Here is a 23432-nt window from a genome sequence, read left to right as displayed (position 1 = left end):
CGTGATTCCTTATGATGTGGGCACGGCTGCTGCCACCAACCGCGCGAACGGCTCCCAGTATAACCGCGATGATGCCAACCGCGGGATGCGGGGCGGGACGGGCATGAGGATACGAAAAAGCCCCACTGAGCGTGACTCAGCGAGGCTTTTCCGGGATTGACCGGCTGTATGGCCGCGGGATGACCCGCCGTTACTCCAGTCCGATGGACTTCAGATGATGCAGTTTCAGCGAGCTGACGGTCAGCGAGCCGGATTCGGCCGCGAGCCTGATGGCGCGCGGGCCCTCGGAGGCGTAGGAGTAGGAGCTCAGCACCTGATGTCCACCGTTGACGTACACCTCCACGGAGCCGCGATCCACGAACACACGCAGGTCCAGCGTGCCGGAGGCGAGTTCGGCCTCGGTCAGGGGAGCGGTGCGATAGCCGCGGTCGCCGTGCTTCATGGTCTGACGATCCACCACCACGCGGCCCAACTGGTCGTCGTACGCCACATACGTGTACGCGCCGTCCTCGGTGGCATGAATCTTGAGACCCGCGCGCTCGGCGGTGGACCGCTTGAGATCGATGGTCATCTCGATCTCGACGGCCTCGGCGTCGTCGGAGATGATCTTCTCGTCGTCGGCGTCGAGCACGATCGCGCCATGATCGTACGTATCCTCGCGCAGCCACTCCATCTCGGCCACCGGGGCGGTCACCACATCGCCGTCCGCGCCGAGCGTGATCTCGCGCGGCAGGGTGAGCTGGCCGCACCAGCCGTCCTCCATGGACGGCGCGGGATCCATGAACGGGGCCATCCAGCCGTAGACGATCTGGCGGCCGTCCTCGCCGCCGGCGTTGAACGACTGCGGTGCGTAGTAGTTGTGGCCGCAATCCCACGGGCGGAACTCGGTCTCCGGCTTGAATTCGCCGCCCGGCTCCCACGTGCCGATCATGTAGCCGGCGTTGGCCTCGTTGCGGTTGGCGAAGCCGTTCGGCTTGGAGCCCATCGCGGAGAAGCCGATGACCCACTTCTCGTTGCCGTCCTTGTCCTTCAGCGGGAAGAAGTCGGGGCATTCGAGCATGAACACGTTCGGATCCGGGTGTTCGAACAGCACGCGCTCGTACTTCCAGGACACCATGTCCTCGGAGGTGAACAGCCACATCTGGCCACGCTTCTCGGCGGAGGAGACGCCGAACGTCATGTACCAGGTGTCGCCGGTCTTCCACACCTTCGGGTCGCGGAAGTGGTGGTCCACGCGGTCGGTCGGGCAGTCGATGATCATGCCCTGCTTGGTGGCGGAGGTGAGTTCGTCATTGTCCGGGGTGGCGAGCAGCTGCACCTGCCAGTCGTCGGTGCGGTCCTCCGGGCTGCGCCAGCGGTGACCGGTGTAATAGAAGCGCAGCTTGCCGTCGTCGCCGATCGCGGCGGAACCGGAGAACACGCCGTGCTTGTCCTCTTCCAGGGAGGGGGCGAACATGATCGGCTCGCGCTTCCAATGGAGCATGTCGGCCGAGGAGACGTGGCCCCAGTGCATCGGGCCCCAGTGGGAGCTGTACGGGTGCAGCTGGTAGAAGACGTGCCAGCGGCCGTGGTAGTGGCACAGGCCGTTCGGGTCGTTGATCCAGCCGCCGTTGGAGGCGATGTGGTACTTCGGGTACCAGCGGTCGCGGCGCTTGGCGGCCAGCTCCGCGACGCCGGTTTCCGCCTTGGCCAGTTCGGCCTGGTGATCGAGGATGGGGTTGAGCACGGGGGTTGCCGGGGTGAAGTCGGTCATGGCTGTCCTTTGCCTTGAGATGGTGCGTTCCACGGTGATGGCGCCGTTGCGATGGATGTGGGTGTTTCAATTGCTATTATGCGATGTCAATCGATTTACGTCAATCGATTGACATACAGGGTGTGTCGCATTCGGCGCTGACGTGATGAAGTGTTTCGGCGAACGCGGCCGACCGGTCAGCTCCGCACCGACTCCTTCTCGATCAGCGTGCAGCGAATCTTCGCCGGCATCGGCCCGTTCAGCAGCGGCAGGGGAGCGGTGGTCTCGGGCCATTCCACGTCGTCCAGCGGGCTGTTCTCGATGATCGAGACCAGTTTCGCCACGGACCAGTAGCCCATTTCGAAATGCGGCAGTTCCACGGTGGTCAGCTGCGGGGTCAGCGTATCCGCGAACACAAGATGGTTGTCCACGCCAACCACGGAGATGTCACGGCCCACCTCAAGGCCGCGTCGGGCCGCGCATTCGTAAACGTACCAGGCGCGGGCGTCGTTGAAACAGAAGAACCCGTCCGGCCGTTCGGCGTCGAACAGGGCACTGACCGCCTCCAGCGCCGGTTCGTTGTTGGACACGTTGGCCACCAGTCGAGCGTCGAAGGCACGCCCGGCCTCCGCCAGCGCTGCGCGGTACCCCTCCAGACGTCCCTGCTCGGCGATGATCGGATCCGCGGCGCCGATGTAGGCGATGCGTTGGCATCCCGCATTGATGAGCCGGCGGGTGGCGTCATAGCCGATATGGAATTCATCCGGCTCCACGCTGGGCACGATACCCTTCTCGTCCGTGGCATCCACCAGCACCAGCGGCGTGTCCTTGAGCGCGGCCGGCACACCGGTCAGACGGTTCGACATCTTGGCGTACAGGAATCCGTCCGTGCCGTACCGCTGGAGCGCGGCGATCTCCTTGGCCTCGCTGTCCCGGCCGTCCGTACTGACCACGATAAGCATGTAGCCGAGCTGCTGGGCCGCGCGCTGCGCGCCGAGGATGATGCCGCCCGCATACGGGGTGGTGGCCACGTCCTCGCTGATGAAGCCGAGGATATGGGTGCGTCCGGTGCGCAGCGAACTGGCCAGCGGGTTGGATTTGTAGCCGAGCTCCGCGGCGATGTCCCGCACGTTGGCGGCGATTTCGCTCTTCACGCGCCCCTCGTCACGGTTGTTGAGCACCAGCGATACCGTCGAGACCGACACCCCCGCCTGCTTGGCGATTTCCTTCATCGTTACCATAACGTCAAACGATACACCCAAGCGTTTCGGCGTCTTTGACATTCATGGCCAGGACGTAAAGAAGAGCATGGGCCGGGCGCACGCGAGACCAAGTCCCCCCGGCTACAGGTTCCGCACCGCCCCGACGAACAACGGTACATCATCCGGCGTGGTCAGCGCGTACAGAAACGGACGGTCCACGGTGAATTCCACGTACTTCGGCTGTGCCGGCGCGCTTCCGGATTTCGCGTCCACCTTGGTGAACGCCGCCGCCTTGGCGCCGTTCTCGTTCACTTCGATGCGCGTGCCTTGGATGATCGAGCCGATGAACAACTCGTCGGCGGACGAGGCCGTCATCTTGCTCAAATCGGCGGTTCCGGGCGTGAAGGCGTCGGTGACGCCCAGCTTTTCAAATGCCGCGATGGTTTCGCCGGAGGCGAACGTGCTGTCGATGGTGAACTTCGGCAGCCTGACGTTGACCAGGGTGGGGTTGGAGGACACGCCCCATCCGGCGGAAGCATCGACCGCGCAGCCGTACTCCTCGCCAAGGCATGTGCCCAGCGCCCAGCGCAGTTTCTGCGTATCCGAGGCGATCTCGTCGAAATGGCCGGCCGCCGGCAGCAAGATGGTCAGCGCTCCGCCGTTGTCGAACGGGATCGAGACCCGCTGCCAGGTGTCGTTGTCGTTGTCGCGCGCCCAGACCATGCCGTCGAAAAGCCGCTGCATCATTGGCACCTCGGCATCGCCGTCCTCGCCGTGGAACGTCTCGGTGGTGGTCGCCTCGGGATCGAACGGATCCTTCCAGCGGCCATCCGCGTACACGGTGTTGATGATGGAAATGACATCCCCATCCCGCAGGGTGATGTCCGGTTTCAGCGCGTCCTTGGTATGGCTGGCAATCCAGCGGCTCATACGCTTCGCCGCGGCATCGTTGAACGGCAGCGACTCCACGTCCGCTCCGAAGGTATCCTTGACGGTCGCTTTGAAATCGTCGGACAGCGTATACCGGTTGTCCACCCACAACGAGTTGGCCGCGCTCATCTCGGATTTCGAACCGTTGTACCGACCGTTGATGGAACTCAGCAGCGACCGGTAGTCGTTTGCTTCCAGCGATCCCGTGCCCAGCAGATCGTTCATCTGCGAACGGGTTGTGCCGTCAGCGCCCTGCGTGGCGATCGCCAACGCCAGCCACATCGAGGCGGGGGAGTAATTCACGTTGCCATTTGGATCCTGGGCGGACTCCATCGTGAGGAATTCCGGCGAGGACCGATACGTGAATTCCGAGACGCCGTCGATCGTGGCCGTCGTCGCGGGTCGCGCGGCCGGCTTGAACAGGTTCATGCCGATGAGTCGTCCATCGCCGGCCGTCCACCACACGCCTCCGGCGATGACCAGCAGAGCCGCCGCTATGATGCCCGCGGTGATACGGACCAGGCGCTTCCGTTCACGTTGCCGTGCGTGGTGAAAATCGAAGGTCGTCGTGCTCATGATGGGCTCCTTCCGCCGCATCGGTTCCGTGCCGCATCGCACGAGAACGTATTTCTATTGTATGGAAGGCTGCCCTCGCACAAGCGGGGCGGATGGAATTCGCCTCGCGTTTTTCACCTCCTATAGCCGATTCCGGTGTGCCCGGACCGCCGCGGCAATCCGCCGGACAACCCATACAGCACCGAATCCAAGGAAGGAGAAGACCGCGAACACCACGGTGAAGTGCCACACATCCGATAGCGCCGACCAGTCGAAGGAACCCTCGACCGCCGCCGGTTCGCACATGATGGCCAGCGTGCAGACATCGTCGAACGGATGAATCAACGCCACAAGCAGAGGTATCGCCACCAGCGTGCAGGCCAGGGGAAGCAGCAGCGCCCGCCACGGATGGGTCAACGACTCCTCACGCGAGGCGTACGCGCCGCACACCACCAGAAGCACCGGCGGAATCACGAAGTTGATGAGCAGGGCGCCGACCATCGCGGCGCCGCCACCTGCGATGGCGCAATACAACAGCGCACCGTAAGTCAGTGCCACCGTCAGCCAGCAGCCGAACCGCACCGCGTCCCGCCGAACCCATGCCAGCAGACGGCCGCTTGCGCTCGCCTGCGGCGGATCCACGAACAGCTCGCGCAGCCCGTACCGGCCGATGGCGAAGCAAATGAACGCGATTGCCGCATAGACGGCCAGCAACATCAGGCAACCCTCCAACGTCGTCGCCACAAGCCGGAGACCCTCGGTACGCATCAGCGCCAGCCAATCCGCGAACGGCAGATACCTCCAGTCCGTTCTGCCACCGGGCATCAGTCGGAGGTTCGACCAACCGAAGCCGATCGGGCCGAGCAGCGCGCTCGCCAACGGGAACGACAGACTTCCGGAACGAATCGAACCAAGCACCAGATTGGCGAGGCCCAATCCCATCGGCCACAGACCGATCATGCTGGTCTGCCAGGCGAACCCCGGCAGCACGGTTCGTGTGGATTCCGAAGCAGGCGTCGAATCGATGACGAACAGTCCCGATGCCCAGACGAGCAGTATCAGCAGCACGCCGAGCGCCGCGATACCGATGCCGTGCGCACGATTCCATGTGAACAGGGGAAGGACCGCACGTCGTGCGCCGTCACCATGGGAATCCGATGGGCGCGGGGAACGGGAAGTCAATGGTGCAGAGGTCATGACGGCCTCCTTTCCTGCCGGCTGACCGGCATCCGGCCGATGAACTCCAACGTTCACCGGCGTACCTGGTGATTCCATCGTAAAACGGCGGCGACCGGTGGGATGATGGTTGTCATAACCGTTATGACAACGTGGCACGACGGCGTGTCCGAACATGGCACACTGGGATTTGGAAGACACGAAAGTCGTGTTCGGCCGTTCTGCGGACGCATTGCGGCGTGAAACGGACCGGACACGTTTGAACGGGCAAACGGACGGATGGGTTGGGAGGAGGCAGTCATGATACGCATCGGCATCGTGGACAACGATCCGTATGCCCTTTCGGCATTGGGCGATGTTATCGAACGCCTGGACACGGAATTCACGCTGGCCTGGACCGCCACATTGGGGGCCGTGGCCATCAGCCGGTGTCTGAACCCCGCTAAACGGCCGGACGTGCTCCTGACCGACATGTCCATGGGAGACGTGCCCGGCACGGAGGTGTGCCGCGCCATCCGCGTCAAAACACCCGCAGTGGGATTGGTGGGCGTCACCTCATACGCCATCGCATCCTTCAGGGACGAGGCGGCCCGGTGCGGCGCGCAGGCGTTGGTCGGCAAAACCGATTTGCCCGGCATGGCGCTCGCCATCCGCAACGCCGCGCGGGGATTGCCTACCGAACCGGCCATCGCCGGCCGTGGCTCCGATGGCGAAGAGGCTAGCGGCGTCGATGATGATCATCCTCCGTTCCTGGATGCCGCCAGTGCGCATACGCTGCTGGAGGATTCCGCCTACGCCACCAGAGGGGCGCTGTCCGCCAAGGAACGCGACACGCTCCGCCTCTACGCCGAAGGACTGACCACCAAGGAGATCGCCGAACATCTTGGCGTCAGCGGTGCCACCGTGGCCACGTTCGAACGCCGGGCGCTCGCCAAACTTGGCGCGCGCAGCCGGGCCCACGCCATCTCCATTTGCATACGGCGCCACGAGATATAGCCGTCAGCGGATTGGACCGCCCATTTATGCCTGGTTCGGCAGATAAGGAGGCACGTCATGGGCCGGATATGCGAACTCATGCACAGACTCGGCGCAATTGACGGTCGCGTGCGCAACGCATGGCTGTTGGTCGCCACGCTGGTCACGGCTTTGATCTGCACCATCGAAATCCTGGGCGGCATGCTGAGCGGCGATATGGGCATCATGGATGCCATCGCCTCGTTCGTATTCGTCGCGGCCGTCATCCTGATGGCGTTCCGTCCCGTCACCGGTTGCGTGCTGACCGGTATGGCATGGGTTGTCCTCTGCCTTGTTCCGGTGCAGATGCCATCGGCCATGCTGCTGTCCGTACTGCTGGCGGTGGGCGTCGCCGGATATGCGGATGGACGATTGGCATTCGCGATCACCGTCACCGGATTACTGGCATGGCTCGCGGGGCCATCGACCGCATCGGGAACGCGATTGCTGTTCGGCACCATGGCCATGCACGGCGTCGCGCCGGTGGCCGTCCTGTTCCTCGGGTCTCTGCTGGGCGGCCTGGCGGTCCGGTGGAACCATGAACGGGGTATGGCACAGGCCGAGCTGGAACATCGGAAACGGCAGGAACGCGCGGCCCGGGACATCCATGACTACGTATCCAATGATCTGGCGTATCTGATCCTGCGGTTCGACAAGGATATCGTCGATGGTCACACGCCCTCCGTGGAGGAACTGCGTGAGCTGCGGTCGATCGCCTCGCAAGCACTGGAACACACGCATCAGGTCATCGGTGTCATCGAAGGACTGGCCGATGCGCCGGAGCTTGCCGGAGACGCCGCCGGAGCGCGGAATCCAGGTCTGGCGCAGGCAAGGAAGGGGGAACGGACCGACTGTCCCTTGGCTGAGCAGGTTCGTGGCATCGTGGCGGCGGGCGACCACAGGCTCCGGGAATTGGGATTCGACGGACAGACGATCGTTTCCGGTACCGGGGCCACGGCGAATCGCAACGTACTCGTCGCCGGACTGCTGGAAGAGCTGTACGGCAACATAGCCAAACACGCCGATCCGGCACAGGGGTATGTGATGACGGTGGGCATCGGAACGGACGCCGTGCGCGTCACCTGCATCGATACGCCGAAACCTGTGGAAGCAACGGGCGATGACAGTGCCGGCGGCATGACTGCGGGCGACGGTGTCTTGTCGTCGGGCACCGGTCTGGACCGATACCGCCGGTTGCTGGAACAACAAAACGGCGTCCTGCACATCGAAATGCAGGACGCCGAATGGACGCTGTCAGCGGTCATGCCGCTGACAGCACATTGACGGAACTAACGGAATCGATCAGCCGACCGACTTCTGGGCGGTCTCCACACCGAAGAAGCCGACGATGAGCATCGAGGCGATGGCGATCACGCTGATGGATACGAAGATGGACGTGGCACCGAGCGAGACGAGCATCCAGCCCACCACCATAGGCATCAACACGTTGAGCAGCTTGGCGATGGCGTTGGCCACACCCACGCAGCGGAAGCGCACCTTGGTGGCGAACAGTTCGGGGGCGTACACGGCCACCACGGAGGCCATGAGCACGTAAAGGCACATCATGAGCAGGAAGCCCACGATGATGGCGCCGGTTGTGGAGGTCTGGAAGGCGTAGAGCATGCCGAACACGCCCGTGAACAGGAAGGCCGGCACGATGGTGCGCTTGCGGCCGATGCGGTCGATAAGCAGGGAGCCGATGAGGCAACCCACCGGGGCGCCGAGCATCATCATCGTGGAGGTGGTCAGCGAAGCGGACAGGTTGATGCCGCGCTTGACCAGGATCGTCGGCACCCAGGAGGTGAAGGCGTAGGAGCACACGTTGGTGGCGCTCACGGCCACGATGGCCACGAGCAGGCAGATGCCGAGCGAGCGGCCACCGGCGTTGCGGGTGGAGTCGGTCTTGGCCGCCGCGACGGATTCAGCCGGTTCGGAACCATTGGCCTCAAGCTGCTTGACGATGGCGTCGGCCTCGTCGTAACGGCCATGCACCGCAAGCCAGCGCGGGGATTCGGGGATGTCGCGGCGCAGCCACCAGATCACGGCCGCCACCAGACCGATGCCGACGAACAGCGGGCGCCAGCTCCAGCGGGGGATGATGAACGCGCACAGCAGCATGGCGATTGGCACACCGCAGTTGGCCACGAGCGAGACGATCGCGCACCAGTGGCCACGACGGTTCATCGGGGCGAACTCGTTGACCATGGCGAAGCCGGTCACGATTTCGGCGCCGAGGCCGAGGCCTGCGCCCAGGCGACACAGGGAGAGGATGGCCATGTTCGGGGCGAACGCACCGAGGAACGTGAAGCCGCCGAACAACAGCAGGTTGATCTGGTAGGCCACGCGGCGGCCCTTCAGATCGCCCACGAAACCGGCCAGCAGGGAGCCGACCAGGAGGCCAAGGAAGCCCGCGGACATGAATGTGGAGTTCTGGGCCACGGTGGACCAGTGGGTGGACAGCGCGCTGGAAGCCACGGCGCTGCCGATGTATACGTCGATGCTGTCCATCAGCATGCCGGCCGCCACCAGGGCGACGATGCGGTGGAACATCGGGGTTTCATGAGCGCGATCCACGCGCGAGATGATTTCTTCTACCTGAGTGCGATTCGCAACGGTCTCACGCGCCTGCGTGGAATTCATGGCCGTGGAATTGCGGGAAATCTGCTGTTCAGCAGCAGTCATAATGAGCGCCTCTTCTACATCCTGCCCGACGGCAACCGCTCAACGGTATATTGCCGGCGGACGAACTCTTGACCCCGCCCGCGATCCCGTTCTCCCTCCCATTGTGTGGGATGGGCGTCGGACGCGGTCGGCGTCTTGAATTCACCTACGGTGGGCAATCGTTGTGAGACTGCTCACGTACGTCAGGAAAGTACTATAGGTGCGCTCCCGCAGGCTGCCTGGCGACGGCCACATTGTGAACGGTAACCGTCGGAGGAAACAACGAAAAAAAAGGGCGACCCGGTAAGGGCCGCCCTGAAATCATGATGCCGCGGTAACCGCGGACTACTGCTGTTTCTGCTGCTTCGCCGCCAGAATCTCGTCCACCAGCTTCGGCTTTTCCGTAAGCTGTCCGGTGAATCCTGGGCGGATGTCCATGTGCAACACCAGCGACGTGCGGTACCCCTGCTCCGCGAGCTTCTTGGCGGCCTCGCCGGCCACCTTGAGCACGTCGTCCAGGTTGCCCTCCACGTTGGTGAACAGGGCGTTGGTTTCCTGCGGCAGGCCCGATTCGCGGATCACCTCGATGGCCTGCGCCACATACGGCGAGACCTCCGAACCCACGCCCGCGGCGGACACCTGGATGGCGGCCACGGTGTTAAGGTACGGCTTGCCGGTCGCCGGGTCCACCGGCACCTCCTGCCTGACGGCATTGCGATCAAGAACCATGGGTATTCCTTTCCCTATACAAACATGGGTGGCTCCCCTCGAAAGCGAAGGGAGCCACCCATTGCCGATAACGTCAGCGGTACTTCCAGAAGTGGTCCATCGGACCGGAGCCCTGACCCAGGTCCAGCATGGCCTTGAGCGCGCCGGTCAGGTACTTCTTGGCGTGCTTGATGGCCTTCGGCAGCGAGTCGCCCTGTGCCAGGTAGGCGGCGATGGCGGAGCTCAGCGTGCAGCCGGTGCCGTGGGTGTTCGGGTTGTTGATGCGTTCCCCGTCGAACCAGGTCACGGTGCCGTCCGTCTCCACCAGCACGTCGTTGGCGTCCTCGGTGCCATGGCCGCCCTTGACGAGCGCCGCGCAACCGAACTTGTCCACGATGCGGCGGGCGGCGGCCTCCATGTCCTCCTGGTCATGGATCAGCGTGTCCGTGAGTACTTCGGCCTCGGGGATGTTCGGCGTGACCACCGTGGCCATCGGGAACAGGCGGCCGGTGAGCGCGGCGATGGCGTCATCGCTGATGAGCTTGGCGCCCGAAGTGGCCACCATCACCGGGTCGAGCACGATGTTCGTGGCGTGATGGGCGGTCAGGCGGTCGGCGATGGTGTCGATGATGTCCGTCGCGGAGACCATGCCGATCTTCACGGCCAGCGGCGGAATATCCTCGAAGACCATGTCGATCTGATCGGCCAGGATCTCCGGCTTGGTGTCCTGGATGGAACGCACGCCGGTGGTGTTCTGCGCGGTGAGCGCGGTGATGGCGCTCATGCCGAACACGCCGCAGGCCATCATGGTTTTGAGATCGGCCTGCATGCCGGCGCCGCCGGAGGAATCCGATCCGGAGATGGCGAGTACAGGCGGCAAGGTGGACATGGTTCTTCCTTTCTGATGGATGAGTCGGCTTTATGTTACTGCGCGCTCTGGTACAGCTTGGAGCCGCCTTCCTGGAATTTGCGGCTCATCTCGGCCATGCCGGCCTGGATGTCCTCGGCGGTGGCGGTGGTGCCGGAGGTCGCCGGGGCGGTCATGGCGCCGCGCGCCTCCTGAGCGGAGGGGATCTTCCCGGCGAGCGTGTCCTGTACCAGCTGTTCCTGGGCCGCCGCGCCGCCGAACTGCTTGCGGATGTTCTGCGAGATGGCCATCGAGCAGAACTTCGGGCCGCACATCGAGCAGAAGTGCGCCATCTTGGCCGGCTCGGCGGGCAGCGTCTCGTCATGGAAGGCGATGGCGGTGTCCGGATCGTAGCTCAAGTTGAACTGGTCGAGCCAACGGAACTCGAAGCGGGCCTTGGAGATGGCCAGGTCGCGATCCTGCGCGTGCGGGTGGTGCTTGGCGATGTCCGCGGCGTGGCAGGCGATCTTGTACGCGATCACGCCCTGCTTCACATCGTCCTTGTTCGGCAGGCCCAAGTGCTCCTTTGGAGTCACGTAGCACAGCATGGCCGTGCCGTAGCGGGCGATCTCCACGCCGCCGATGGCGGAGGTGATGTGGTCGTAGCCCGGCGCGGTGTCCGTGGTCAGCGGTCCCAGCGTGTAGAACGGGGCGTCCTTGCAGATCGCCTTCTCCATCTCGATGTTCATGCGCACGGTGTCGAACGGGATGTGGCCCGGGCCCTCGATCATCACCTGCACGTCCTTGGCCCACGCGCGCTGGGTGAGCTCGCCCAGCGTCATGAGTTCGGCGAGCTGGGCCGCGTCGTTGGCGTCCGCGAGGGAGCCGGGGCGCAGGCCGTCGCCCAGCGAGAACGCCACGTCGTACTTGGCGAAGATGTCGCACAGCTCGTCGAAATGCGTGTACAGGAAGCTTTCCTGATGATGCTGCAGGCACCATTCGGCCATGATCGAGCCGCCGCGGGAGACGATGCCGGTCACGCGGTTGGCGGTCAACGGCACGAAGCGCAGCAGCACACCGGCATGGATGGTCATGTAGTCCACGCCCTGCTCGCACTGTTCGATCACGGTGTCGCGGAACAGCTCCCAGCTGAGCTTGGAGGCGTCGTCCTCGACCTTCTCGAGTGCCTGATACATCGGGACGGTGCCGATCGGCACGGGGGAGTTCCTGAGGATCCACTCGCGTGTGGTGTGGATGTCGTTGCCGGTCGAGAGGTCCATGACCGTGTCCGCGCCCCACTTGGTGGCCCAGGTCAGCTTCTCCACCTCCTCGTCGATGGAGGAGGTCACGGCCGAGTTGCCCATGTTCGCGTTGAGCTTGGTCAGGAACGCGGATCCGATGATCATCGGTTCGGCTTCCGGATGGTTGATGTTGCACGGCATCACCGCGCGGCCGGCGGCGAGCTCCGAGCGGACGAGCTCCACATCGCAGTTCTCGCGTTCGGCCACGTACTTCATTTCAGGGGTCACGATGCCGTGGCGGGCGTACCACATCTGGGTCACCGGGTGGTCCTTGGCGCGCATCGGCTGGTGCGTGCGGCCTCGCCATTCCTTGGTGGCGCGGCCGCGCTTGATGGCGCGCTTGCCGTCGTCCTCCAGGTTGCGGGCGCGGCCCTCGTACTCCTCCACGTCGCCGCGGTCCTTGATCCAGTCGAGGCGCAGGGGCTTCAAGCCCTCCTTCGGATCGCACTTGGGACCTTCGGTGTTGTAGTCGATGAACGGCGGGTTCGGTCCCACACCGGGGGTGTCGGACAGTTTGATCTCGGTGTATGGCACCTCGAGGTCGTAGGAACCGAATTGGTTCTCGAAATGCACGGGCTTGGTCTTGCGGATATGCGCCTTGTCGCGCTGCGCCGAACCGCGGGCGGCGATGTCCACGCGCTGCTGCTTGGCGAGCTTCTGCGCGGCCTTGGCCTCCTTGGCATTGGTGAACTTCTGCTCCGTGGCCTCGGCCCCGGCGGGCGCTGTGCCCTCCTGGGCGGCCTGCGTGTCCGCCGCGGGGGAGTGGGTCACGATGCGCTTGGCATAGCCGTGCTTCGTCTCGCCGCGCACGGCCTTCCAGCCCTCGACCATCGCGCGGGTGGTCGCCTCGGGGTCGTCGGCGCCGGCGATGGCGGATACCGCGAACCAACCGGCGGCCTTGGTGCGCGCCAGCATGTCCATGTCGGCCGCGGTCACGCCGCCTCCCACCACCACTGGGAAGTCACAGGCGGCGCAGATGGTGTTGATCTGCTTGGCGTCCAGGGTCTTCCCGGAACCGTCGTTGCCGCCCACGGAGGCCTCAGGCTTGGTGGTGGAGACGTGCAGCGGGCCAGCGCCGATGTAGTCGATGCAGCCATCCGGCAGTTCATTGATGAGCTTGACCAGTGCCTCGGTCTCGGCGGACAGGCCCACGATGGCGTCGTCGCCGAGCAGCGCACGGGCCTCGCGCGGCTCCATGTCCGTCTGGCCGATGTGCACGCCGTCCACCTTGATGCCTTTGCGGCGAGCCTGCCAGACCACGTCCGCGCGGTCGTCGATCACGAAGGCCACGGAGTCGGACTTGTCGTTGTCCTCGATGATCTGCGCGATGTCCTGCGCCATCGCGGTCAGCTCGGAGGCGTCCGCGTGCTTGGCGCGCAGCTGCAGGAAGGTCGCGCCGCCGCGCAGGGCCTGGTCCACCACGTCGGTCAGCGGGCGGCCCTTGCAGTCCTCGGGGCCCACCACGAAGTACGCGGACAGGTCGAACGAGTCGCGCATGGATGCGTACGGATATTCGTTGCTCATGGGTTATTCCTTTGATTTGAAATATAGGAAGTCTGTATGGTCTATATGGAATAGGGAGATTGACAAGTTTGGGTGTGGCTCCCCTCAGTCACCTACGGTGACAGCTCCCCTCAGAGAGGGGAGCCTAGAAACTGCGGAAAGCAGTACGATTAGTACGTCAGAATCTCGGATGCGGCCACTTGCTCGGGCGTGAGGTTCCACAGCGCATCGAGCAGATGCACCTGGAACGAGCCCGGTCCCTCGGCCTTGGCCTCGGCCACTTCGGCTGCGCGGTTGTACAGGAGGGATGCGGCCAAGGCGGCCGTCAACGGTTCCGCCACCGCCAGATACGTGGCGGTCACGCCGCCCAGCGAGCATCCCGCACCGGTGATCTTGGCCATCAGCGCGCTGCCGCCCGGCAGCCGGTACACCCGTTCGCCGTCGGTCACCAGATCCACGGCGCCGGACACGGCCACGGCGGCCTTGCCCTCGGGCGCCGAATCCGCAAGGAACCGGGCCAGACGCTTTGCGGGCTCCACGGCAGCGTCCACCTCATCCACCGACTCCCCGCCGGCCGGGCGGCTCGTTTCGCCATCGACGGCGGCCAGCCCCCACATGTTCGTCAGGGCGATGATTTCCGAGGCGTTACCGCGCACGATGGTCGGGGGAGCGGCGCGGAACGCGCGCAGGATCTCGGTACGGGTCCTGCCGATGCCGGCCGCCACAGGGTCGAGCACCCACTTGTGCCCGCTCTTGTGGAATGCGCGGGCGATCTGCGGCAGCGCCTCCGCATAGAACGGCAGCAGCGTGCCCACGTTGATGTAGTCCGCGCCGGAGATTGAGGCCGTGTCGATCACGTCGTCCGGCAGGAAGCTCATCGCCGCGGTGCCGCCGGCCGCAAGCTGCGCGTTGGCCACCAGGTTGATGGTCACGAAATTGGTGAACGACTGCGCCAGCGGCGTCCTGTCCTTCACGTTGCGCACGGCCTGCGCGATGGAAGCGCGCAAAGCCGTCAGGTCGGGCTGCCCGTCCGTGTGTGCGCTGTCATTCACTGGATTGGATGTACCACAATGTACGTGCGAATCATCGCTCATATCACTGCTCCCTACGATGGTCTTAACCAACAGGTTCAAAGGGTCAGGCCCAAGGCCTTCTCAACCCGCCGTTGTCGCGGGTTCCCCTGCATTACAGTGCCCAACGTATGCCCGAATCCAGACAATTTCGTCACAAAATCGCACAGAAACCGTTGATTTCCCGCCCCTGCCTCTGGCGCGTCGCCCATCGTCGTGGTATTGGGCCGGCGCTCAGGATTTTAGCTCCCCTCGATGAGGGGAGCTGGCCGCGAAGCGGACTGAGGGAAGCCCGGTCGGACGGCTTTCGGCAATCATATGGCGGTCAGGTCTCTCCTGCGTCCGCTCATACCTCCTTCTCCCGTGTAGGATGAAACCGTTTGCATGAGCCCATCTACAGGGGAGGAACCATGACCGATCAATCCGCCGTCGACATCGACCAGCTCAGGGACTATTCGCGCGCGTTCAACGCCGACCGCGCCAATCTCGTGGCCGCCAACGCCGCCGTCTCCACCGGCGTGCTCGCCGCCGCCACCGACTACCAGGGCCTGCGCGCCCTGCCGCGCGACTTCTCCATCGAACTCAAGCAGGGTTCGATCACCAACCAGGAACGTTCCGGCCGCTGCTGGATGTTCGCGTCCCTCAACACCCTGCGCTACGAACTCATGCACCACTGGAACCTCGAGGACTTCGAATTCTCCGAAACCTACCTCTTCTTCTGGGACGCCATCGAGAAGTCCAACACCTACCTCGAGCACGTGCTGGAAACCCTGGACGAGCCCACCGATTCCCGCATCTTCGAAGTCATCAACGACGGTCCATCCGACGACGGCGGCTGGTGGCAGATGTTCGCCGCACTGGTGAACAAGTACGGCCTCGTGCCCAAGTCCGCCTACCCCGAATCCGCGAACTCCCGCGATTCCGATGCCTTCAAGCAGTACCTCAACACCAAGCTGCGCGAGTTCGCCGCCGACCTGCGTCGCCGCCATGCAAACGGTGAGACGCTGGACGCCCTGCGCGAGGCCAAGCGCGAGGATATGGCCACCGTCTACCGCATCTGCGCGATCGCCCTCGGCGAGCCGCCGGAGACGTTCGACTTCCTGGCCCGTGTCAAGGACGACGATGACGACAAGGACGGTAAGGAAGGTGCGGCCGAACAGTCCAAGTCCAACACTGAGTCCGGCATGGACGAGCGCAAGCAGATCCGCGAGACCGGCATCACCCCGATGGAGTTCTATCGCAAGTACGTACCGGTGAACGTCAACGACTTTGTGACCATCTCCAACGCCCCGATGAAGCGCACCCCGTTCAACACGCGCTACCGCATCCGCTACACCGCTAACGTCATCGAGGCGGGCGACATGGAATTCGTCAACGTGCCGCTCGACGTGTTCAAAAAGGCCGCCGTGGACCAGCTCAAGGCCGGCCATCCGATCTGGTTCGCTTGCGACTGCATGCAGTTCGCCCTGCGCGGCGAAGGCGTCTTCGACCGCGACACCGTGCGCGTGGATCAGCTGTTCGGCACCGAATTCACGTTCAGCAAGGCGGACGGCCTCGAATACGGCGACCGTCCCAGCAACCACGCCATGACCCTCACCGGCGTGAACCTGGATGAGAACGGCAAGCCGAACCGTTGGAAGATCGAGAACAGCTGGGGCAAGGACAACGGCAAGGACGGCTACTACGTGGCCTCCGACGCCTGGTTCGACCAGTTCGTCACCGAAATCATCATCCGCAAGGACATGCTCGACGAGGCCACCCTGGCCATTGCCGAGTCCGAACCGGTCGAACTCGACCCCTGGCAGCCCCTCACCCGCCCCTGCCGCTGATTCCATACATTTGGCTCCCCTTCTCTGAGGGGAGCCGGCAGAAGACGGATCTGCAAAGTACTTTGTTCCTACGTTTTATAAAAGTGATGTAGGGGAGTGCCGCTATTCTGAAGCGGTTGTAACCAAGTCCCCAAACCGTTCAAACCAGAAGGTGCATTGTGGCTCAATCCAAACTCGATGAAGTCGTATCCCTTGCGAAGCGTCGCGGCTTCGTGTTCCCCGCCGGCGAAATCTACGGCGGCACCCGTTCCGCTTGGGATTACGGTCCTCTCGGCGTCGCGCTGAAGGACAACATCAAGCGCGAATGGTGGCGTTCCATGGTCGTCACCCGCCCCGACGTGGTGGGCGTCGACACCTCCATCATCCTGCCGCCCGAGGTGTGGGTCGCTTCCGGCCACGTGAGCGTCTTCAACGATCCGCTCGTCGAGTGCCTCAACTGCCACAAGCGCAACCGTGCGGACAAGCTTGAGGAGTCCTACGCCGAAAAGCACGGCGACAAGATGCCCGAGAACGGCATGAAGGACATCGTCTGCCCGAACTGCGGCACCCGTGGCGAGTGGACCGAGCCGCGCGACTTCAACATGATGCTGCGTACCCACCTGGGCCCGGTCGAGGACGAGAACAGCCTGCACTACCTGCGCCCGGAGACCGCCCAGGGCATCTTCGTGGACTTCAAGAACGTGATGACCTCCTCCCGTTCCAAGCCGCCGTTCGGCATCGCCAACATGGGCAAGTCCTTCCGTAACGAGATCACGCCCGGTAACTTCATCTTCCGTACCCGCGAGTTCGAGCAGATGGAGATGGAGTTCTTCGTGGCTCCCGGCACGGATGAGGAATGGCACCAGTACTGGATCGACGCCCGCACCCAGTGGTACCTGGATCTCGGCGTCAAGCCGGAGAACCTGCGCCACTACGAGCACCCGAAGGAGAAGCTGGCCCACTACTCCAAGCGCACCGTGGACATCGAATACAAGTTCGGTTTCCAGGGCTCCGATTGGGGCGAGCTCGAGGGCATCGCGAACCGCACCGACTTCGACCTGTCCGCGCACGCCAAGCACTCCGGCGAGGACCTGAGCTACTTCAACCAGGCCACCGGCGAGAAGTATGTGCCGTACGTCATCGAACCGGCCGCCGGTCTGACCCGCTCCCTCATGTGCTTCCTGGTGGACGCCTACGACGTGGACGAGGCCCCGAACACCAAGGGCGGCGTGGACAAGCGCACCGTGCTGCGCCTCGACCCGCGTCTGGCCCCCATCAAGGCCGCCGTGCTGCCGCTCTCCAAGAAGCCGGAACTGCAGGAGGTGGCCCAGAACCTCGCCGCCGACCTGCGCTTCAACGAGTGGATGATCGACTACGACGAGTCCGGTGCCATCGGCCGCCGTTACCGTCGCCAGGACGAGATCGGCACCCCGCTGTGCATCACCGTGGACTTCGACACCCTCGACGATCACGCCGTGACCATCCGCGAGCGTGACACCATGGCCCAGGAGCGCGTCTCCCTGGACAAGGTGGCCGACTACGTCTCCGCGCGCATCGGCGAGAAGCGCACCCGCGTGCCGCTCAAGCCCGTCGAGATGGGCGGCGAGCCCTGGCCCGCCTCCGGCATCCAGGAGGCCGGCGGCCTGTACTGATCGGGCAATCCTCGGCTCCCCTTGTCAGGGGAGCTGGATCGCGAAGCGAGACTGAGGGGTAGTCAAGGTCATGGAGACCTGGCTGCCCCTCAATCGGCTCATGCTGACAGCTCCTCCGACGGGAGCCAAGGAGACGGAAACAAACGTGACAGACACCCCCGAAACCGTAATCACCGCACCCCACGAGACCGGTAACCTCGACCCGCGCACGGATGCGCCGGCCCGTGCGGCCGAACCGGTGCACATCGCCCCCGTCAAGCTCGGGAACATCACCGTGCCCACGCCGGTCGTGCTTTCACCCATGGCGGGCGTGACCAACTGGCCGTTCCGTGTGATCTGCGAGGAGTACGGTCCCGACGGTCTCTACGTGGCGGAGATGATCACCGCCCGCGCGCTCGTGGCCCGCAACCCCAAGGCCCTGCGACTGTGCCATTTCGCGCCCAGCGAGAAGATCCGTTCGCTCCAGCTGTACGGCGTGAACCCCTCCATCACCGAGCAGGCCGCCAAGATCGTGGTGGACGAAGGCATGGCCGACCATGTGGATCTCAACTTCGGCTGCCCGGTGCCCAAGGTCACCCGTCGTGGCGGTGGTTCGGCCCTGCCATGGAAGACGGATATCTTCACCGAGCTCATCCAGCGCGTGGTCGCCGTGTGCGAACCCGCCGGCATCCCCGTCACGGCCAAGATTCGCGTGGGCATCGACCACGCGCACGAGACCTTCCTCGAAGCCGGACACATCGCCCAGGAGGAAGGCTGCCGTGCGGTGACGCTGCACGCCCGCACCACCGCCGAATACTATGGAGGCCACTCCGACTGGTCCCGCATCGGCGAGCTCAAGAGCAGCCTTGACATCCCCGTGTTCGGCAACGGCGACATCTGGGGCGCCGAGGACGCGCTCGAAATGGTGCGCGAGACCGGCTGCGACGGCGTGGCCATCGGCCGCGGCTGCCAGGGACGCCCGTGGCTGTTCGCCAATATCAAGAACGCCTTCGCCGGCAACCCCGAACGCCTCAACCCGAACCTCGGCGAGGTCTGCCGGGTGATCCACCGTCACGCCGAACTGCTCACCGAGTTCTACGAGGGCGACGAGATGATGGCAGTGCACGACCTGCGCAAGCACATCGCCTGGTATCTCAAGGGATTCCCGGTGGGCGGCTCCACGCGCAAGGCCTTCATGGAATGCGAGAGCCTGGCGGACGTGGACCGCGAGATCGGCCGTCTGGACCCGACCATCGAATACCCGCCGCGTGTGGTGGACAAGCCGCGCGGCCGCGTGCGGTTCGCCAAGAAGGTCCATCTGCCCTATGGCTGGCTCGATTCGCGCACCACCACCCATGAGGAGCGCGAGGCCCTCTTCGGCGACGACCCGATGGACGCCAGTTACTGACCGCACGCCGTGCGGAACCGGTCCGGCGGCCGCCTGGGACCCGAAAAACGGCAAACGTACGCAAAAAGACGAAAATATCCACACAACACGCGCGGTTGGGCGTGTGAATTTCCCCCAGGCAGTAGCCTAGGTGCGCTACTCTTGGGTGTAACCGTGAAGTGACAGGAGCCAAACGTGAGCGAGATCGCGCAGACAGAGTTCAACGACAAGACCAATATCAAGGTCGTCGGCGTCGGTGGTGCCGGCGGAAACGCCGTTAACCGCATGATCGCCGAAGGCTTGCAGAACGTCGAGTTTGTAGCGGTAAACACCGACGCGAAGGATCTCCTCCGCTCCGACGCGGACGTGAAGATCTCCCTGTCCGATCAGACCAGCCGCGGGCTCGGCGCCGGAGCCGACCCGGAGAAGGGCGCCAAGGCCGCCCAGGACCACCAGTCCGATATCGAGGAAGCCCTGAAGGGCTCCGACATGGTGTTCGTCACCTGCGGTGAGGGCGGTGGTACCGGTACTGGCGCCAGCCCCATCGTGGCTCGCGCGGCCCACCAGCAGGGTGCCCTGACCATCGCCGTGGTCACCCGCCCGTTCAGCTTCGAAGGCCCGCAGCGCGCCGCCTCCGCCGATTACGGCATCGACAACCTGCGCAAGGAGGTCGACGCCCTCATCGTCATCCCGAATGACCGCCTGCTGGAGCTTTCCGACCGTTCCATCGGCATCATCGAGGCCTTCAAGACCGCCGACACCGCACTGCTGGCCGGCGTTCAGGGCATCACCGATCTGATTTCCGCGAATTCGTACATCCACGTCGACTTCAACGATGTGAACTCCATCCTGCGCGGCGCCGGCACCGCGCTGTTCGGCATCGGCTCGGCGCGGGGCGAGGACCGCGCCACCCAGGCCGCCGAAATCGCCATCAGCTCCCCGCTGCTGGAGGAAAGCATCGAAGGCGCCCACGGTGCGCTCATCAACATCGCCGGCCCCACCGACCTGAAGCTGCAGGAGGCGTCCGCCGCCACCGAGCTGGTCCGCAAGGCCATCCACCCCGAAGCCCAGATCATCTGGGGCCTCGCGCTGGACGACGCCTACGGCGACGAAGTGCGCGTCACGGTCATCGCCGCCGGCTTCGACCCGGTCTCCGCCCAGGAGGCCGCCCAGCAGCAGAAGCCCGTGAGCCCCGTGGTGCCCACGAGCGCGCTGAGCCATCCGCCGGTGCGCCAGACCACCCACGAGACCCCGGCCGCGCAGCCGCAGCCTGTCCAGCAGCAGCCCGTCGCCCAGCCGCGTCCGGCCACGCCTCAGCCGACGTACGCGCCCGCCACCAGCACCCCGACCTCGCTGCCGTTCGACGACCCGACCACCGAGCGTCCGGCCGTCGCCCCGAGCGACCCGATGGGCGATCTCGACATTCCCGACTTCCTGCGCTGAAGCTGACCGCTGAAAGGATCGAACCATGGCAGGGTTCATGAAGAACGCTATGTCCTACCTCGGCATGAGCGACGTGGTGGATGACGATGACGACTACATCGAGGAGGAGGAACCGGTCCAGCCGGCCCCCAAGCCCACGTTCGACTCCGACCACACGGTGACCCCGATGCCGGCGGCCACGACCACCACGTCGTCCTCGACCAAGCAGTTCCCGGTCGGCCGCGTCAACCGCATCACCACCATCCACCCGAAGTCCTACGAGGACGCCCAGCTCGTGGGCCGCGCCCTGCGCGACGGCGTGCCGGTGGTGCTCAACCTGACCGGTGTGTCCGAGGCCGTGGCGTACCGCATCGTGGACTTCTCCGCAGGCGTGGTGTTTGGCGTGCGCGGATCCCTGGAGCGCGTCACCCCGCGTGTGTTCCTTCTGAGCCCCGCCCAGGTGAACATCAAGGTCGAGGAGCCCACCGCCCCCGCATCCGCCCACGACCTGTTCGCGGATTAGTCCCATCTTGAGGGGAGTGGATCCGAACATGGTTCGCCGATAATCGGACAATCGTTCTCCCATCATCTTTCCAGCCGACTTCCAGCAGGGAGTCGGCTTTCGCATATCCGGCCACCAGCGAACATTTCACCGCCGCTTGTTAGGCTGGCAGCATGTTATCCCTGACTTTCGCCATGATCGGCCGCATCCTCGCATGGCTGATCAACGCCTACATCACAGTCCTGTTCATCCGCATGATCCTCGACTGGGTCTCATTGCTCGCCCGCAACTGGTACCCGCGTGGCGTGGTGGCTCAGCTCATCAATGCCGTGTACACCGTCACCGAGCCGCCGCTTCGATGGCTGCGCCAGTACATCCGGCCGCTGCCTCTCGGCGGCATGTACCTGGACATCAGCTTCATCGTCCTGTACTTCCTGCTCGTCGCCCTCGAATCCGTGATCATGATCATCTTCTGACCTCGCGGCGGCCGGCGCCGCAACACGGTTTGCGAACTTTATCCGCCATAAAACCGCGTTACTTGCCATGAAACGATGGGGTCGTGATAGCATCGTGATGATACCAACGTAAGCGAGGGCACTGCCCCAAAGCGAGGTGCAAGATTTATGGCTCTGTTGACGCCGAAGGATATTAGGGAGCATACCTTCCAGACCGTTCGATTCAAGGAAGGCTATGACGTCGATGAGGTTGACGACTTCCTTGATCAGGTCACGGAAACGGTCGAAGCTCTGGGACGTCAGGCGGTAGCCGGCGGCCAGTCCACCCAGGCCCTGGGTCCGGACGTGACCAGCCTCAACAACAAGATTTCCGAGCTGTCCGGTCAGGTGCAGCAGCTTCAGGCCGAGAACGAGAACCTGAAGAAGTCCGCCGCCGAGGCCCAGCAGGACGCCCAGTCCCGCGGCGATCAGGCCGCCCAGCTGGCCGCCACCAAGCTCAGCGAAGCCGAGGAATCCAACCGTGCGCTGGCCTCCCAGAACGAGCAGCTCAAGGGGCAGGTCGACCAGCTCAACGCCCAGATCGACCAGCTGACCGCCCAGGCCGCCCAGGCCTCCGGCAACCAGGAGGCCGTCGGCCAGCAGATTGCCGCCATCCAGCAGGAGCGCGACAAGTTCCGCGCCTCCGCCGAGGAGCTGTCCCGCAAGCTCGCCGCCGCCCAGCAGCAGGGTGCCGTGGCCCAGCAGCAGGCCGCCCAGATTCAGGATCTTTCCCGTCAGCTCGAAGAGGCCAAGCAGCGCGAGAACCAGCTGCGCAGCCAGGTTTCCAAGGTCGAGCCGAGCACCGAGACCGGCTCTCTGCAGAAGATCGCAGGCGCCGCCTCCATGCCGGGCACCGAGCCTGAGCGCGCCACCGCCATGCTCACCCTGGCCATGCAGCTGCACGACCAGTACGTCGAGAAGGGCAAGAACAAGGCCCGCGAGATCGGCGAGGCCGCCCAGAACAAGTACGAGGACCTGGTCACCAAGGCCAACAACTACTCCGATCGCACCCGTGCCGAGGCCGACGATTACTCCGCCCGCACCCGTTCCGAGGCGGACACCTATTCCGACCGCACGCACTCCGAGGCCGACGCCTACCGTGATAAGACGCACGCGGACGCCGAGAACTACGCCAAGAACGTGCACTCCGAGGCCGACGCCTACTCCGTCAAGACCCGTCAGGATGCGGACAACTACTCCAAGACGCAGCACACCGACGCCGACAACTACGAGGCTGAGGTCCAGCGCCGCGCCGCCGAGTACGACAAGAAGACCCGCTCCGCCGCGGACACCTACGCCGAGCAGGTGCGCGACAACCTGCAGGCCCAGTCCAAGGTCATCGAGGGCAACATCCAGAGCCTCAAGCAGTTCGAGACCGAGTACCGCGCCCGCCTCACCGAGTTCCTCGGCCAGCTGGTTTCGCAGGTCTCCGAGTCCAACAACTACGAAGACCAGACCTCGAACAACTAAGGCATAGGCAGGGTCAAGT

At 64.4% G+C, this 23432-nt stretch carries 18 protein-coding genes and 1 riboswitch; of the genes, 9 read left to right on the top strand and 9 right to left on the bottom strand.

The features are described from left to right. Positions 1 to 190: 190 nt before the first annotated feature. The 4 genes from DF196_RS09330 to DF196_RS09315 form a co-directional block, all read right to left on the bottom strand. Positions 191 to 1753, bottom strand: a complete 1563-nt coding sequence (locus DF196_RS09330) for a glycoside hydrolase family 32 protein (RefSeq protein WP_109057562.1) — start codon at positions 1751 to 1753, stop codon at positions 191 to 193. 176 nt (positions 1754 to 1929) lie between these two features. After that, positions 1930 to 2973, bottom strand: coding sequence for a LacI family DNA-binding transcriptional regulator (locus DF196_RS09325; protein WP_109057561.1), 1044 nt, complete (start codon positions 2971 to 2973; stop codon positions 1930 to 1932). Positions 2974 to 3075: 102 nt separating this feature from the next. Then, on the bottom strand, positions 3076 to 4440 hold the full coding sequence (locus DF196_RS09320) for a serpin family protein (RefSeq protein WP_109057560.1): 1365 nt from the start codon (positions 4438 to 4440) through the stop codon (positions 3076 to 3078). A 120-nt stretch (positions 4441 to 4560) separates the two neighbouring features. Beyond that, positions 4561 to 5616, bottom strand: a complete 1056-nt coding sequence (locus DF196_RS09315; protein ID WP_109057559.1) for a hypothetical protein — start codon at positions 5614 to 5616, stop codon at positions 4561 to 4563. Positions 5617 to 5895: 279 nt separating this feature from the next. On the opposite strand from DF196_RS09315, the gene DF196_RS09310 reads away from it, so the two are divergent. Together DF196_RS09310 and DF196_RS09305 are read left to right on the top strand one after the other, a co-directional pair. Continuing rightward, positions 5896 to 6591 (top strand): response regulator transcription factor, encoded by a 696-nt coding sequence (locus DF196_RS09310; protein WP_241519674.1) that lies wholly within the window; start codon positions 5896 to 5898, stop codon positions 6589 to 6591. A gap of 108 nt (positions 6592 to 6699) precedes the next feature. After that, positions 6700 to 7893 carry a sensor histidine kinase gene (locus DF196_RS09305; RefSeq protein ID WP_241519673.1) on the top strand — a complete coding sequence of 398 codons (1194 nt, stop codon included), beginning with the start codon at positions 6700 to 6702 and terminating at the stop codon, positions 7891 to 7893. An 18-nt stretch (positions 7894 to 7911) separates the two neighbouring features. Here the strand turns inward: DF196_RS09305 and DF196_RS09300 are convergent, their stop codons facing one another. The 5 genes from DF196_RS09300 to thiM all read right to left on the bottom strand — a co-directional run bounded on the left by DF196_RS09300 (position 7912) and on the right by thiM (position 14723). Continuing rightward, positions 7912 to 9291, bottom strand: coding sequence for an MFS transporter (locus DF196_RS09300; protein ID WP_109057557.1), 1380 nt, complete (start codon positions 9289 to 9291; stop codon positions 7912 to 7914). 324 nt (positions 9292 to 9615) lie between these two features. Further along, positions 9616 to 9999 carry a thiamine-binding protein gene (locus tag DF196_RS09295; protein ID WP_109057556.1) on the bottom strand — a complete coding sequence of 128 codons (384 nt, stop codon included), beginning with the start codon at positions 9997 to 9999 and terminating at the stop codon, positions 9616 to 9618. Between the two features lie 73 nt (positions 10000 to 10072). Beyond that, the gene (thiD, locus tag DF196_RS09290; RefSeq protein ID WP_109057555.1) at positions 10073 to 10867 is read right to left on the bottom strand and encodes a bifunctional hydroxymethylpyrimidine kinase/phosphomethylpyrimidine kinase; all 795 of its coding nucleotides are present in this window, start codon (positions 10865 to 10867) and stop codon (positions 10073 to 10075) included. Positions 10868 to 10902: 35 nt separating this feature from the next. Continuing rightward, positions 10903 to 13650, bottom strand: a complete 2748-nt coding sequence (gene thiC / locus DF196_RS09285; RefSeq protein WP_109057554.1) for a phosphomethylpyrimidine synthase ThiC — start codon at positions 13648 to 13650, stop codon at positions 10903 to 10905. A gap of 149 nt (positions 13651 to 13799) precedes the next feature. Continuing rightward, the gene (gene thiM, locus DF196_RS09280) at positions 13800 to 14723 is read right to left on the bottom strand and encodes a hydroxyethylthiazole kinase (protein WP_109057553.1); all 924 of its coding nucleotides are present in this window, start codon (positions 14721 to 14723) and stop codon (positions 13800 to 13802) included. Then, positions 14715 to 14821, bottom strand: a riboswitch (TPP riboswitch). (Overlaps the previous gene by 9 nt.) Before the next feature lie 288 nt (positions 14822 to 15109). Between thiM and DF196_RS09275 the strand changes: the two genes are divergently transcribed. From DF196_RS09275 to DF196_RS09245, 7 genes are all read left to right on the top strand, one after another. Further along, a complete protein-coding gene (locus tag DF196_RS09275) occupies positions 15110 to 16528 on the top strand; it encodes a C1 family peptidase (protein WP_109057552.1) in 1419 nt (472 codons plus the stop codon). A 158-nt stretch (positions 16529 to 16686) separates the two neighbouring features. Then, entirely contained in the window at positions 16687 to 18159 is a 1473-nt protein-coding gene (locus DF196_RS09270; protein ID WP_109057551.1) for a glycine--tRNA ligase, read from the top strand. Positions 18160 to 18259: 100 nt separating this feature from the next. Next, positions 18260 to 19546 (top strand): tRNA dihydrouridine synthase DusB, encoded by a 1287-nt coding sequence (gene dusB / locus DF196_RS09265; RefSeq protein WP_109057575.1) that lies wholly within the window; start codon positions 18260 to 18262, stop codon positions 19544 to 19546. 174 nt (positions 19547 to 19720) lie between these two features. Next, positions 19721 to 20968 (top strand): cell division protein FtsZ, encoded by a 1248-nt coding sequence (gene ftsZ, locus DF196_RS09260; protein WP_109057550.1) that lies wholly within the window; start codon positions 19721 to 19723, stop codon positions 20966 to 20968. A 25-nt stretch (positions 20969 to 20993) separates the two neighbouring features. Next, positions 20994 to 21470, top strand: coding sequence for a cell division protein SepF (locus DF196_RS09255; RefSeq protein ID WP_109057549.1), 477 nt, complete (start codon positions 20994 to 20996; stop codon positions 21468 to 21470). A gap of 152 nt (positions 21471 to 21622) precedes the next feature. Beyond that, complete coding sequence (locus DF196_RS09250) at positions 21623 to 21925, top strand: YggT family protein (protein ID WP_109057548.1); 303 nt, start codon at positions 21623 to 21625, stop codon at positions 21923 to 21925. A 147-nt stretch (positions 21926 to 22072) separates the two neighbouring features. Beyond that, positions 22073 to 23413 (top strand): DivIVA domain-containing protein, encoded by a 1341-nt coding sequence (locus DF196_RS09245; protein ID WP_109057547.1) that lies wholly within the window; start codon positions 22073 to 22075, stop codon positions 23411 to 23413. Positions 23414 to 23432 lie beyond the last annotated feature (19 nt).

Source organism: Bifidobacterium callitrichidarum (genome assembly GCF_003129905.1).
GTDB classification, from domain to species: domain Bacteria; phylum Actinomycetota; class Actinomycetes; order Actinomycetales; family Bifidobacteriaceae; genus Bifidobacterium; species Bifidobacterium callitrichidarum.
The sequence above is the reverse complement of the archived record's forward strand: the minus strand, read 5'-3'. Positions and strand labels throughout refer to the sequence as shown.